The sequence below is a fragment of the Clostridioides sp. LIBA-6622 genome (genome assembly GCF_056716095.1).
In genome coordinates this window covers 516014-531300 of the sequence record NZ_CP196998.1, presented here as the reverse complement: position 1 = coordinate 531300, position 15287 = coordinate 516014, and the positions used below count along the sequence as shown (strand labels likewise).

The 15287-nt window shown below is 29.9% G+C and carries 8 protein-coding genes; 2 read left to right on the top strand and 6 right to left on the bottom strand.

The features are described from left to right. Positions 1 to 651: 651 nt before the first annotated feature. From ACTG47_RS02770 to ACTG47_RS02750, 5 genes are all read right to left on the bottom strand, one after another. Complete coding sequence (locus ACTG47_RS02770) at positions 652 to 1356, bottom strand: response regulator transcription factor (protein ID WP_169466412.1); 705 nt, start codon at positions 1354 to 1356, stop codon at positions 652 to 654. Continuing rightward, positions 1347 to 2954, bottom strand: coding sequence for an ATP-binding protein (locus ACTG47_RS02765; RefSeq protein WP_479926014.1), 1608 nt, complete (start codon positions 2952 to 2954; stop codon positions 1347 to 1349). The genes ACTG47_RS02770 and ACTG47_RS02765 overlap by 10 nt, the downstream gene beginning before the upstream one ends. A 259-nt stretch (positions 2955 to 3213) precedes the next feature. Beyond that, entirely contained in the window at positions 3214 to 4392 is a 1179-nt protein-coding gene (locus ACTG47_RS02760; RefSeq protein ID WP_479926013.1) for a CD0519/CD1768 family membrane protein, read from the bottom strand. A 225-nt stretch (positions 4393 to 4617) separates the two neighbouring features. Continuing rightward, a complete protein-coding gene (locus tag ACTG47_RS02755) occupies positions 4618 to 5112 on the bottom strand; it encodes a threonine/serine exporter family protein (protein ID WP_479926012.1) in 495 nt (164 codons plus the stop codon). Continuing rightward, positions 5113 to 5910 (bottom strand): threonine/serine exporter family protein, encoded by a 798-nt coding sequence (locus tag ACTG47_RS02750; RefSeq protein WP_207716202.1) that lies wholly within the window; start codon positions 5908 to 5910, stop codon positions 5113 to 5115. A gap of 650 nt (positions 5911 to 6560) precedes the next feature. Here ACTG47_RS02750 and ACTG47_RS02745 point away from each other — a divergent pair. Further along, complete coding sequence (locus ACTG47_RS02745; RefSeq protein WP_479926011.1) at positions 6561 to 9395, top strand: sigma-54-dependent transcriptional regulator; 2835 nt, start codon at positions 6561 to 6563, stop codon at positions 9393 to 9395. A 42-nt stretch (positions 9396 to 9437) separates the two neighbouring features. Next, positions 9438 to 10682 (top strand): D-alanyl-D-alanine carboxypeptidase family protein, encoded by a 1245-nt coding sequence (locus ACTG47_RS02740; protein WP_479926010.1) that lies wholly within the window; start codon positions 9438 to 9440, stop codon positions 10680 to 10682. Between the two features lie 475 nt (positions 10683 to 11157). Here ACTG47_RS02740 and ACTG47_RS02735 read toward each other — a convergent pair whose 3' ends face one another. Beyond that, a complete protein-coding gene (locus ACTG47_RS02735; protein WP_479926009.1) occupies positions 11158 to 14979 on the bottom strand; it encodes a cell wall-binding repeat-containing protein in 3822 nt (1273 codons plus the stop codon). Positions 14980 to 15287: the final 308 nt, after the last annotated feature.

Below are 15287 nucleotides of genomic sequence, written 5' to 3'. Positions count from 1 at the left end.
ACTTCTTTGATAGTTGAAAATATCATCTTAATAACGTTATATTTTTTGATAAATAGAACGCACCATTATGTTAGTTATAGAATAAAATTTTGTAATACTTAATTTAGTACATCTTTTGTAATACTTAATTTAATATATAGCAATATCCTATATTCAATTCTCCCAGATACTCAAATTACGAAAACTCCTATAAAATAAATAGTTTAATCATATAGAAAGATAATACTTCATCCGTTTGAAATACATACATTACTACTATAACTAATAGTTCCTCAAAATTTCCCCAGCTACAACAAATTATCCATATTATTCCTGGTGATATATTATATAATATCACAAAGATTGATACAAAAAGATAAAAAAAGCAAGTTTTTATTTCAATCTTTATTATTAAAAATAACATATTATATATAAATATTTTTTCTATAATAGCTAATAATTCTATGAAATTAATCCCTATTTAAAATATATCTTGTATCATGAAAATGTATATTTTGAAATATAAAAATAGCTATATATATTTAAAATTAGATAAATTGATTTTATATCTATTCATTATAATATACATAGCTATTTCTATTCTGTTTAAAATATTTATATTTGTTCAAATAACAAATAATTTTTATCTTTACTATTGCCCTGATTTAGTGATTATTCATCTGCCATACGATAACCTACTCCAACTTCAGTTAAAATGTACTCTGGCTGAGCAGGATTCTTTTCAATCTTTCTCCTTATACTTGCCATAAATACTCTAAGCGACTGGTTTTCACTTTCATAGTAACTTCCCCAAACCTTATCTATTATAAATTTATGAGTTAAAACTCTTCCTGAATACTTAGACATTAATTCAATAATCTTATATTCAATTGGAGTTAAATGTATTTCTTTATCATTAATTGAAACAGTATGATTTTCATAATCTATCTTTAGATTTTTAACCTCAAAAGTCTTTGGAGTTTCATTACTCATATTACCTTGTTGAACCTTATTTCTAAGGGCTACACGAACTCTAGCTAAAAGCTCTGTTACGCTAAAAGGTTTAGTCAAATAATCGTCTGCTCCTCCATCCAAAGCTTCAACTTTATCTCTTTCATGCTCTCTTGCTGAAACAACAATTATTTTGTTATTTTTAGCACATGCTCTAACTCGTCCTATTACCTCAATTCCGTCAATATCTGGTAGACCTAAATCTAAAATTATTAAGTCTGGGTCAAGAGAATGTATAAGTGATATGGCTGTTCCTCCATTATCAGTCTCTACACACCTATAATTTTGAGTTTCAAGAGACACTTTTATAAATTTACAAATTGGCTTATCGTCTTCTACAATTAGAACTAATGGCTTTATTTCCACTCGCCTTTCGCCTCCTCTTCGCATATAGGTATACTAAATCTAAATGTAGCTCCTCCAGAAGGATTATTGAAAGCCACAATTTCGCCTCCATGAGCTTCTACTATAGATTTACATATTTCTAATCCTAGACCAATACCTCTTCTTTCAAGATTTCTAGATTTATTCTTAGTGTAAAATCTATTGAATATATTATCAATATCTTCATTTGGTATTCCTTTTCCATTATCTGAAACTGCAAATAGGACTCTATTTGACTCTTTATTTACAGTTAATTCTATTTTGGAATTTTTAGGTGTATGTCTTATAGCATTGTCGATTAAATTTACTAAAACTTGCTCTATCAACAATACATCCACATGGACTATTATTATTTCTTCTGGAATATTAGTTTCTATATCTCTATTATTAGCAAATTTCTTAACTCTTAGTATTGATTCTGCTATTATTTCATCAACAACCTCTGGTTGTTTTTCAATATCCAATTTGCCTTCATCTATTCTAGTCATACTAAGTATGTTCTCAACAGAATGAGTTAGCCAACTTGTATCTTCATATATATTTTTCAATAATTCTACTCTAGTTTCTTTGTCTATTACATCATCATTTTCAAGTATAGTTGAAGATGAGCCTAATATACTTGTAAGTGGTGTTCTCAAATCATGAGAAATTGATCTAAGTAAGTTTCCTCTTAATCTCTCTCTTTCTGCCTCAAGATTCGCTTTTTTATTCTTTTCAAATAAATTTTCTCTATCAATTGCCAGTGCAACCTGTGTTGAAACAGCTTCTAACAATATCTTTTCATTTTCTGTAATAATATCTATTTTAAAACATGCAATACCTATAACACCAAGGACATTCGATTCTTGACCTTTTATAGGAAAATAGTATGCACTACTCTTTTTACAATATTTTGTTCCAATTCCAACTGGCTCGCCTGTCCTAAAAGCTTCTTTTATAGCTTCCTTCTCTAGTACTGAATGGAATATGTTCTCACTCCCATCATTGTTACAAATATAGATACTTGGCTTACCTAAATTATTATTATCATCTGCAATGGTTACTATAACAGTTCTATTTAACATGTTTACTAAATTAGACCCACAGAATTCAATAATTTGATTCTTATTTTTTGCTCTAAGTAAAGTTTTGTTATTCTCATAAAGTAATCTTATCATCTTTTCTCTTTTATGAGAAAGTCTCACTTCTCTTTTTATTCGAGAAGTTAATGTACTTGTTATAATAGCTGCCATCAGCATAATACAAAATGTCATAGGATAATCTTTCCTATAAGCTAAAAATGTATATAATGGGTGTGTAAAGAAAAAGTTAAATGATAGCACTCCTATTACTGAAGAAAGTATTCCAAAAAAATACCCATATGTTATACTTGTAGCAAATAGTACACCTAATATGTATACTAATATAATATTAGATTCATTAAAACCTACCTTTTCAAAAACTACTGATATTCCAGTAGCAATCATCATAACCAATATAGTTTTTATGAAGTCTTTAATAATCACCTTTTTACTGAGATAATCATCTTCATCATAGTCATACTCTTTTAAGTCTTCATGATGTAGTCGTTCCTTTTTCATCTACCACAATTCCTCCTTATTGTTACTGTTTAAATTTGCTCTATTGTATATAATACAATTTTATCATAATAAATTCAATCAATACATTTAATTAGTTTATTTAAATTAATAAAAGGTGCTGTCTTAAAATGAAAGTAAATCTCTATTTCAAAACAGCACCTTTATATATTTAAATTACTAATTTAATTTTATACTTAAATCATTAGTTTATTCAATTTAATAAATTATAATATCTTAATATTTGATTTCTAGAACACCTTTATCCAACGAGCATGAATATAAAGTGGGCACATATACCTGCACATAAACCACCTATTGTATGTGAAAGTATAGCTTTACCAGCTAATGGTCTTGCTTCTAAAGCATCCATCATACCTATGTGTGTACTTAGGTATCCACTCCAACACATACCCATTGCTGTAAATACTGCTATGTCATTAGGAGTTACAGCACCTGATTTTATAAATTCTGGTACTAAAGATATTGCTGCTCCAACAGCTCCTAGTGCAGTTACAGGGAATGCAATTGCTTCTGGTGATGTGAATCCAAATAATGGCTCTATTATGAAGCCAATTTTATCACCAATAGCAGGCAATAATTTTATTCCTTCATATGCAGCTCCTGTGTAAACAGCCTGACCTGTAGCAGGGTCTGTAGATGGTCCAAAAGTTAATAACATAACTAATGTACAAACTACTAAAACGCCTGGTATTATAGCCATACCCATTTCAACACCTAGCTTACCACCTTCAAGTATAGCATCCAATCCTCTTTGGAATACATTACCATCTCTTATTTCTCTAAACTCTTCAATTTTTGTACCTTTTTCATTTACTTGTTTTCCAGTATCGCTTTTAGGGTCATAATTATAATACTTTTTAGTAAAAGTCAACATAATTCTAACACTAATAATACTACCTATTATTGCCCCAACATTACCTATTATAGCTGGTAGTACATATTCTTTACCTTGAGCTATCATAAAAGTTGTTACAATAAGCCCCATACCAAAGGCTGTTCCTAAGTTACATAAAGCAGGTATCTGATACTTCTTAAAATATTGTGTAAATGTTTTGTCTTTAGCAAATGGTATAATAGCTGGATTATCAGATAAATATGTTGCAACTACTCCTGCTATACTAGCACCAGGTAAGCCCCATATAGGTCTCATAAGACCCTTAAATATCTTGTTAACTAAAGATATTACTCCGAATTCTGAAAGTAATGCACTAAGTGCACCTGCAAGAACTGCCATCGCCATTATTAAAAATACTGTATCTAATAAAAGCGCATGTGCTGTACTCATTATTACTTTAAACATCATACCTGCACCCATGATGCTTCCTACATATCCAAATCCTACTGCCAATAGTACAATAAATACGAATGTTTCCATACTTACTGCCTTGACTCTTCTCTTATCCGACAGCTTTTCCATCTTGAAATCTTCCCCCTTTTCAATTTAAATTAAGATTTCTAACATTGGTACAAATTTTTTGGTACAAACTGAACACTAAAACTTACATCTGTAATGCAAGTTGTCAGTTTTTTGAAATAAAAAAAAACTATTTCTATAGAATAAGAACATCTTTTCTAATTTGGATATTCTTATTCTATTTTATGTTATTATATTATCATCCTTTTAACTAAAAGTCAATTTTTTCTATTTTTGTGGTTTAATTTTATTTATACCCTTCTTATATTTTTCATTTTCTTTTATTTTAGTAAACATTCCATATAAGTTGACTTTTCTAAATACTGTAGTTATAAATACCAGTCCCAAAGCAATTGAACTTGCACATGATAACGTGCCTACACCATACTCCACTGCTTTGATATAATTATTTGTCAAAACAGAATACATAGTATTATATATTCCATAACCTGGTACTAATATTATTAGACAGCATACACTTAATGTGGTTGCTGGAGTCATATAAATTCTAGCACATAACTCACAATATATTGCAAAACACACTGTAGCTATAAAGAAACATAGGTTTTCAGTCACACCCATATTTAAACAAAATTTATATGAAAACCAAGCGATACTTCCACCTATCCCTGAGAGTATCAGATTCTTTCCTTTCATATTAAATAGCACTCCAAAACTTAAGGCTGTAAAAAAAGCTGCTATCACCTCTATAAACAAATGCATTTATATCCCCCCTAACTTGAAGTACAATCCAAGTACTAAGAACATTCCTACTGCTATAGATACACCTATAAAAAATACTTCTGCTAACTTTGCAAGACCAGAAATTAATTGTCCATCTAATAAATCTCTTAATGCATTAGTTAGAGCTAGACCAGGGACTAATAACATTATCGCTCCTGCTATCAGATGGTCTATCGTTTTTATAAATCCAAGCTTCAAGATTATAATAGAACAAAGAGCTATAATAACTGCTCCAATTGCATTTACAAAGAAGTCATTTAATGATGATTTATTTAAGTACATAGTAACAAACTTAGTTAAAATTCCCACAGTAAATGCAGCTATGAACTCTTCTATATTCCCTCCAAATAGTATCGAAAACGTCGCTGCTGCAATACCTGCAAAAAATATGGTTATTAAGTCTGAATAATAGTTATTTTCACTTATCTCATCTAAAATTTTCTCACATAGTTCAATATCCAAATTATTTATACTTATTGCCCTTGATAATGAATTAACCTCATGAACTAAGTTTAGGTCTACTCTTCTTGAACTTATTCTTTTAATTGCTGAATGTAATTTCCCATCTACAAACACAGACGCCATTACAGCTGTTGGAGTTGCAAATACGTCTACATGGTCTATTCCAAAAGATTGACATATTCTAGCTATCGTTTCTTCAACTCTATAAGTTTCTCCCCCACTTTGCAACATAGCTTTACCTGCATTTGAGGAAAAATTTAAAATTCTATCTATATCCACAAAACATATCTCCCATTCTTTTATAGTATTATTCATATTTTATTACAGGATATTATTTATTTAAACTATTTCAAATAAACTATATCCAATATTTACATTTTATGAAAAAACTTGTTTTTTATGCTTGTCAAAATTAAATTTTAAAGTTATTTACAGCATAAAATGGCTGAATTAATATATGACAAACACTTTCAACCATTGATATAATCTTTTAAATTGTATAGTCTCATCTTCAATAAAACTATATACTTTCTAATTTTTCGTTTTTTAATTTTCATGAGTTTTACTTCAACTTGATAGTTATATATTTAAAATATAAAAGATTCCTTATTATAATACAAAACATTATTACTAAATATATACATGAATTATCAATAACTTTATTAGTTACTTTCATATTTCTTCATATATATCTACCATACATCAATAAAGGATACTATATATATTGAAATGTATTTAAAACTTATATTTATCTATGTAACAACATAATAGCCTAACTAAATCCATAAAAATCCATATCTAATATAATGCAACTCTTATTTTAACACCATCCATTCCACAAAACAACATATTAAAAAGTAAAATACAAAATATCCACTATAAACCTTATTTTAATACTGAATATATATTATAATATATTTAATATAACTTAAATATAACTTAAATATAAAGAAAGGAGGCAATATATGCTAAGAAAAGATAAGGTTCTATTATCACTACATAAATTATGTGAGAATATAACTTTAAAAGACCTTCAATCAGAGAAAGCAGGATTTACTACAATAGAAGTTGCTAACAATTCAGTTCTTGATAGAAGTAATACCAGTAAAGAATTAAATAACCTATTTAATGAAAAAAAAGTTATAAAGATATCTGGCAAACCTATTTTGTTTTTACATGCTGGTATTATTGAAAATTTAATTGGTCATACTTTAGACAACTCTAAGTTTTCCATAAGTAATTGTAATGAACTACTTAAATCAAGTAAAAATGATTCAGAAGATATTTTTTCAACATTACTTGGGCATGATTCTAGTCTTAAACTAGCTATAGAAAAAGCTAAATCTGCTATACTCTATCCTCCAAAAGGTCTTAATACATTACTAATAGGACCTACTGGTGTTGGAAAAAGTACATTTGCTGAAACAATGTACAAATATGCTGTAGAAAGTAGAGTCTTTTCTTCTGAAAGTAAATTTGTTGTATTCAACTGTGCTGAATATGCAGAGAATGCTAACTTACTCTTAAGTAATTTATTTGGTTATGTTAAGGGCTCTTTTACTGGCGCTAATAAGGATAAATTCGGGATAGTCGCACAGGCTGATGGAGGTATATTATTCTTAGATGAAATACATAGATTACCCCCAGAGGGTCAAGAGATGCTTTTTCTTTTGATGGACAAAGGCATATACAGACGATTAGGAGAATCTGATATCGTACATAAAGCTACTGTTTTTATTGTGTGTGCCACAACAGAAGATATACATTCTTCCTTACTTGGGACTTTTTTAAGAAGAATTCCAGTTACAATTAACCTACCTGCTTTACAGGATAGGTCCTTAAAAGAAAGATTATCTCTTATTAAATACTTCTTTATTATAGAATCCAAATACACCACCGCGACTATAAGAGTTCACAAAGATGTAATTAAATCTTTACTTCTTTATGATTGTTTTGGTAATATAGGTCAACTTAAATCTGATATACAACTTATGAGTGCAAGAGCTTTTTTAAATTATAAGACTGGTCTAAAGGAAAATATAGAAATAGATTTGTCTCTTGTTCCTGATTATATATATACTGGTCTTTTAAAATTGAATGAAAATCGAAGTAATCTAAATAAATTGTCAGAGCTTGATTACATGCTTTTTTATGAATTTAATGGTAACAATTTAGAAGTTGAATATACAAAAGAACTATCTAAATACAATATAGATACACCAAACAATGGGTTTAAATATTCTACAGAGATTCCTTATCTGGAAAATGATATAAGGAGTATGTTTATAAATTACATGGAAAAATACTCTACAAAGTTGCTTTCAATATCTTCAGTAACTCATTCTGATTATACAAGTAATGAAATTTTTAAGGTAATTAATCCAAAGATTTACTATGCTGTTGAACACTCTTTAAAAGAAGCTGAAAAAATATCAAGACACAAATATACAAAACAAACTTATATTGCTCTTTCAATGCATATAAGTGCACTCATAGAAAATATAAATCAAGACACATATAATCCTAAGTACAATCTATATAATGATAAAATTTTCTTAGATAAAGATTTAAATATAGCTAAAATAGTTTTAAGTATAATCGAAAACGATTTGCAAACATCACTACCTAAAGATGAAGTGAAATTTATATCTATGTTCCTAAATAGCACATATCTTGAACCAAATAATCAATCTGAAAGTATAGGTGTCATAATACTTGCTCATGGAAATTCAACAGCCAGTAGTATGTGTGATGTAGCAAATTCATTACTTGGTACAAACCACTGTAATGCAATTGATATGCCTCTTGATGTAAAGGTAAGTACTATACTTGATAAAGCTATAGAATTGGTAAAAGAATGCGATGAAGGTAAGGGAGTACTTCTTTTAACAGATATGGGTTCTCTCATAGCTTTTGGAGAACTTATTTCAGAAAAAACAAGGATTAAAACACGTTCTATCGAGATGGTATCTACTCCAATAGTTTTAGAGGCAGTAAGAAAAAGTACCTTACCCGAAATGACTTTGGATGAATTGGCTAATTCTTTAAGCTCTTTAAATCCATATATTGGACGAGCTGCAATTGATTCAACAGAAATAAATTATTCTGAAAAATCAAGAGAGTATGTCATAATAACGACTTGTATAACCGGTTATGGTTCAGCTATGAAGATAGCAGATTTTATAAACTCTTCACTAAAAAGTATTAATAAATATAGTATTAATTTAGTTCCTCATAATATAGAGAGTTTTAAAATGTATAGAAATAAATTTAGTAACACTAAAATTTTGGCAGTTGTTGGCAGTGTGGATTTTAATGTGGCTAATACCCCATTTATTCACATAGAGGAGCTCCTAAATGGGTATGGTCTAGATATGTTGAATAAGATAATAGAAGGCACATTTAACGCTAATAGTATTACTAATATAAAAGAAACCAATCTATCATATAATAGCTTAATAATAAACTTTATGTCTCAAAACTTAGAACTTTTAGACTCGGTTAAATTATTCAATTATGTCAATTCGTCATTATTTTCAATAATAGAATTGATAGATGAAAGTCTAAAAAGCAAGTTTAAGTTAGGATATATACTTCATTGTTCTTTTATGATAGAAAGGTGTTTTAAAAATACAACTTTTCCATATAATAACATTACTGAGTTAATCAGTAAAAATTATGAACTGTATAATTTAATACATGAGGCTTTTAAGCCAACAGAAGCTTATTTTAATATCTTGATACCAGATGAAGAAATTGCTTATATAATAGATATGATTAATGAGTATCTAAATAAATAAAACTTACAGCACCTACTTTGTGCATGTTAATTAATATATGAAATGGAGGATGAGATTTTGAAAGAAAAAATAAAACAGTTAACAATACTTGCATTAATTTTTATATTTATAACGCCTGGATTTACATTTGCAGATACTCCACCAGTACCAAACTCTTCAAGAGCAGCACTACTTATAGACCAGGAAACTAAAAGAATATTATTTGAAAAAAATAGTGATGAAAAAATGCCTCTAGCAAGTTTAAGTAAAATGATGACTTTTTTACTTGCAATAGAAGCAGTCAATAAGAATCAGGTAAAAGAAACTGATATGGTAAAGATAGACAAGTCTACAGCTTCAGTAGGAGGTTCTACTTGTAAACTTAAAGATGGTGATGAAATCTCTCTAGGGGAGCTTATGCAAGGTCTTATGCTTGTATCAGGAAATGATGCTGCTATGGCTATAGCTAAACATGTTGGTAAATCTGAAAAGAATTTTGTAAATATGATGAATAAGAAGGCTGAAGAAATAGGAATGCTTGATACGTATTATTTTAATCCAAACGGACTTCCTATATATACTGACCCAGAACATAAGGAACCACCTATTGAGAATACATCGACAGCTCATGATATAGTTGCACTTGGAAAGTATATGTATGACCATTATGAAAGTCAAGTTACTAGAATAACTACTATGCAAGTATATAATGATACTAAGAAAGATTTTACACACTATAACACAAATCCCCTACTTGTTTCAGTTCCTGGTGTTGATGGAATAAAGACAGGCTATACAGATAATGCTGGTTATTGTCTTGCATTTTCTATGATGGTACCTAAAGATGATAAAAATGAAAGAAATCATAGATTAATAGGAGTTGTTCTTGGTGATGGTAATAAGAAGAATAGAATTTCTTCTTCTGCTACTTTATTAAAGTATGGTAAAGATAATTTTAATTCTAAAAAAATAGCTCATAAGGGTGACATTATAGAGACTCCTTGTGTTGATGGTGTTGACGATTTTAAGATAACTGTTAAAGTTGATAAAGATTTATATGGGGTTGTTTCAGATAATGAGAATATACACCCTAAGATAGTGTTTAAAAATATAAGTTATCCTATTCATAAGGGAGATATTGTTGGTATTGCAAAGTATTATAATGATTCTGGTAAGTTTGTTGGAAGTGTTGATGTTAAAAGTGAAAGTAATATAGGATGTATTCCTTTGAAGGATAAGATTAAGATTAAAGTTGCTAAGATAAATAGAAAGCTTGAGGTTAAAAATTCTGTTTGTTTTAAGGCTTAGGTTAGATGTTATTTCTGAAAGACTCCACTTTATGGTGGGGTTTTTTATTTTATACAAAAAATTAAAATAGTGGCAACAATTGAGGATGTGAGGGAGAGTTGCCACTATTTTGTATAGGGTATTATATTATGTTTTTAAGCTAGTTTTACTATCTTCTATGTTTATATAATAACTCTTGTGTGTGAATTTAATAGATAATTCATATGAAAATTATGTGAAGTTTTGGTTATAATTTTTTAGCCTTATCTAAAATTAATTAAAATAAAAACTTTTTTCTAGTTAAATTAAACCTATTTTATTATTTAATACTATATTATTTTTTATTGTATCATCAATAATATCCTTTATCTTAATATATCTTCTTAATTTAGTATTTTACAATAAAAAATATTACTGGAATTAAAAATTTCCAGTAATATTTAATAATCAAAAACCTATTTGTAAAAATACATAATTTAGTAATGAGATATTAAAACTATTTAACCAAATTGACGAACTTGGCTATTAGTCTCCCAATTGTTGATATAGCACTTGAATCTTCTTCTACTTTATATGTCTTTCCATTTTCTAATCCTGTTATTGATGTTCCTGTTAATTCTGCTTTCTCTGCTTCCTCTCCCAGTGTTCCATCTGCTTTAGTATATTTCTCAACTCCAGCTACTGTTACTTTGTATATCTTTCCTGATGTTAATCCTGTTATTTCTTTATCTCCTGCTGTTGCTCCTGCTACTGAACCTTCTCCTATTACTACTTTCTCTGCAACTGGTGCTACATATTCCTCTACTTTATATGTCTTTCCATTTTCTAATCCTGTTATTGATGTTCCTGTTAATTCTGCTTTCTCTGCTTCTTCTCCCAGTGTTCCATCTGCTTTAGTATATTTCTCAACTCCAGCTACTGTTACTTTGTATATCTTTCCTGATGTTAATCCTGTTATTTCTTTATCTCCTGCTGTTGCTCCTGCTACTGAACCTTCTCCTATTACTACTTTCTCTGCAACTGGTGCTACATATTCCTCTACTTTATATGTCTTTCCATTTTCTAATCCTGTTATTGATGTTCCTGTTAATTCTGCTTTCTCTGCTTCTTCTCCCAGTGTTCCATCTGCTTTAGTATACTTCTCAACTCCAGCTACTGTTACTTTGTATATCTTTCCTGATGTTAATCCTGTTATTTCTTTATCTCCTGCTGTTGCTCCTGCTACTGAACCTTCTCCTATTACTACTTTCTCTGCAACTGGTGCTACATATTCCTCTACTTTATATGTCTTTCCATTTTCTAATCCTGTTATTGATGTTCCTGTTAATTCTGCTTTCTCTGCTTCTTCTCCCAGTGTTCCATCTGCTTTAGTATACTTCTCAACTCCAGCTACTGTTACTTTGTATATCTTTCCTGATGTTAATCCTGTTATTTCTTTATCTCCTGCTGTTGCTCCTGCTACTGAACCTTCTCCTATTACTACTTTCTCTGCAACTGGTGCTACATATTCCTCTACTTTATATGTCTTTCCATTTTCTAATCCTGTTATTGATGTTCCTGTTAATTCTGCTTTCTCTGCTTCCTCTCCCAGTGTTCCATCTGCTTTAGTATACTTCTCAACTCCATCTATTGTTACTTTGTATATCTTTCCTGATGTTAATCCTGTTATTTCTTTATCTCCTGCTGTTGCTCCTGCTACTGAACCTTCTCCTATTACTACTTTCTCTGCAACTGGTGCTACATATTCCTCTACTTTATATGTCTTTCCATTTTCTAATCCTGTTATTGATGTTCCTGTTAATTCTGCTTTCTCTGCTTCTTCTCCCAGTGTTCCATCTGCTTTAGTATACTTCTCAACTCCATCTATTGTTACTTTGTATATCTTTCCTGATGTTAATCCTGTTATTTCTTTATCTCCTGCTGTTGCTCCTGCTACTGAACCTTCTCCTATTACTACTTTCTCTGCAACTGGTGCTACATATTCCTCTACTTTATATGTCTTTCCATTTTCTAATCCTGTTATTGATGTTCCTGTTAATTCTGCTTTCTCTGCTTCCTCTCCCAGTGTTCCATCTGCTTTAGTATACTTCTCAACTCCATCTACGGTTACTTTGTATATCTTTCCTGATGTTAATCCTGTTATTTCCTTATCTCCTGCTGTTGCTCCTGCTACTGAGCCTTCTCCTATTATTACTTCTGTTGATTTTGCTGGCACTACCACATCTATCTCTGCTGTATCTGCTGTTTTCCCACTTGATATATGTGTTACTGTAAACACTATTTTTACTGTTTCTTCTGCATCTGGTGGTATTATTGTTCCATCTTTCTTTATTACAGACTCATCACCTGCTGATTTTATTTCTATTTTATATCCACTTGCTACTGTTGGCATAGTTAATTTAGTCGCATCTTTTGCTGGTGCAGGTACACTTGTTACTTTTGCTGCCTCATTATTTACTGCTTTTTGTAATTCTTCATCAGTTGATTTTGCTGGTACTGTTACAGAAATTTCCTTTGTATCTGCTGTTTTACCACTTGATGTATGCGTTACTGTAAATACTAATTTTACTGATGTTGCCGTATTTGGTGGTACTATTGTTCCATCTTTTTTTATAACATTCTCATCACTTGATGATTTTATCTTTATTGTGTATCCACTTGATACTGATGGCATAGTTAATTTAGTTGCATCCTTTGCTGGTGCAGTTACACTTGTTATTTTTGCTGCCTCATTATTTACTGATGTTTGATTAGATGAACTTCCTCCTGATGAAGAACCTCCTCCATGTGAAGAACCTCCACTTGATGAACTTCCTCCTGATGAGTTAGAACTTGGATTGTTTCCACTTATTGTTGGAGAATTATCTCCCTTAACACTACTTATTGAGCCCTTATTATCTATAGTAGTTCCTTTAGAATTATTTGTAACTGTAGTTATCTTTCCACCATTAGTCACTTTTACTTGACTTGCTCCAGATGCTACTGTTAAACTACCAATCTCACCCTTAGAATTATTCTCTATCTTAGCTCCATTTTTATCATTAACCTTTAAATTAGTTATTTTTCCATAGTTAATGAAAGTTCCATCTTTTACATCATCTATAACTATATCGTCTACTTTTGCATAGTTATTTACATCCCCATTAGGCATGTTTATAGTTACAGTCTTTGTATATGTACCATTTAAGTTTACTGTTACTGCTTTATCAGTTTGTATTGTAAATGCTTCTTTAACATCACTAGTTGGTTTAAAGTTTATAACATCATTTGCAGTGGCTTTATCTATAGCTGATTTTAACTCAGAAATTGTCTTAGCTTCAACTGTACTCACTTCTTGTAATGATTTCATTTCATTAAATGCTGTCTCATTACCGTTTCCACCAACTTTAGTTATTTTATCAAAACTCTTAGAGTTAACTAAAGATTTTTGTGAAGCTGATAAATTTTTCCCAACTAAAACTACTGGTGATTGGTTCTTAGCACCTAATACACCTACTGCTAATGCATCTATAAGTTGGTCTTGTTTATTCATACCATCTTTAGTTACATAAGCATTTTTTAAATCTGTATTCTTATAGAATTCTTTTACTACCTTTGCATTTGTATCATTTCTATCTGTTCCACCTAATCTTGTACTATTTGGTAGTTTATTTTTAACAGCCTCAGAAACTGAACTCTCTCCACCTACTACATAAGATTGAGTTATTCCAGCATCCTTTATAAATTTATCTGCAACTGCTGTTCCATTTTTAGAATCAGCAAGTATTACTGGCATATTATTTTGTGCAGCTGGTGCTCCCACACTTACTGCATCTGCAAGCCCTTTTTCACCATTAACCACTGCTATTTTCTTAACATCACTTATAGCATCTAATCTCTTAGCTAATTCTAAAGATGTTTGGTATCTTTCAGCTCCAGAAATTCTTTCAAAAGATATTTTCAAGTCTTTCATTTCTTTTTCTATATTTGTGCTTAATACAGAAGTCCCACCTATCAAGTATACTTTTTTGGCTTTTAATCTTTGTATTTCTGCTTTTGTTTTATCATTTAATTTATCTTTACCTGTTAAAAGTATTGGAGCATTTTTTGCCTTTGCAAATGGTGTTGCAGATAAGGCATCTGCTATAGATGAATCATTTACTATTACTACCTCATCTGCATTTTTCCATCCATCTTGACTTATCTTAACAGCAGTCTCATATCTTTCTTGTCCTGTTAAATTTGTTGCTACAGTTTGTGCACTAGCTATACCTGCTGTTGAACTTCCAGCTATCATAGTAACTGTAAGTATAGCAGCAATCTTCTTTGGTATTTTCATTGTATTTTTCCCCCTTGTCCGTTTAATAACATTTAAGTTTTCTAAATTTGTTCCCGTTCTTAATTCTAAGGGACACTTAATACTTAATTTTAAAGAGGTTTTCTAACTATAATGATTTTATAATTAATATATAATTTACTTACTATTTTTTTTACATTATAGTTATTATAAGGAAATAAAGAAGTTTTCTAATTAATTGAAAAATTAGTAAATTTAGACTTTAACGTAGATTTAATTTTTTTGTTAATGAATTGTAGTAAAAGAGAGGATTTTGCATAAAAAAAGTAGCCCTTAGAATTAAAAAGTGC

Bases quoted from the DNA above. Each gene is read 5' to 3' on its own strand.
- ACTG47_RS02745 (WP_479926011.1), top strand. From the start codon at position 6,561: ATGCTAAGAAAAGATAAGGTTCTATTATCACTACATAAATTATGTGAG.
- ACTG47_RS02750 (WP_207716202.1), bottom strand. From the start codon at position 5,910: ATGAATAATACTATAAAAGAATGGGAGATATGTTTTGTGGATATAGAT.
- ACTG47_RS02755 (WP_479926012.1), bottom strand. From the start codon at position 5,112: ATGCATTTGTTTATAGAGGTGATAGCAGCTTTTTTTACAGCCTTAAGT.
- ACTG47_RS02740 (WP_479926010.1), top strand. From the start codon at position 9,438: ATGGAGGATGAGATTTTGAAAGAAAAAATAAAACAGTTAACAATACTT.
- ACTG47_RS02765 (WP_479926014.1), bottom strand. From the start codon at position 2,954: ATGAAAAAGGAACGACTACATCATGAAGACTTAAAAGAGTATGACTAT.
- ACTG47_RS02735 (WP_479926009.1), bottom strand. From the start codon at position 14,979: ATGAAAATACCAAAGAAGATTGCTGCTATACTTACAGTTACTATGATA.
- ACTG47_RS02760 (WP_479926013.1), bottom strand. From the start codon at position 4,392: ATGGAAAAGCTGTCGGATAAGAGAAGAGTCAAGGCAGTAAGTATGGAA.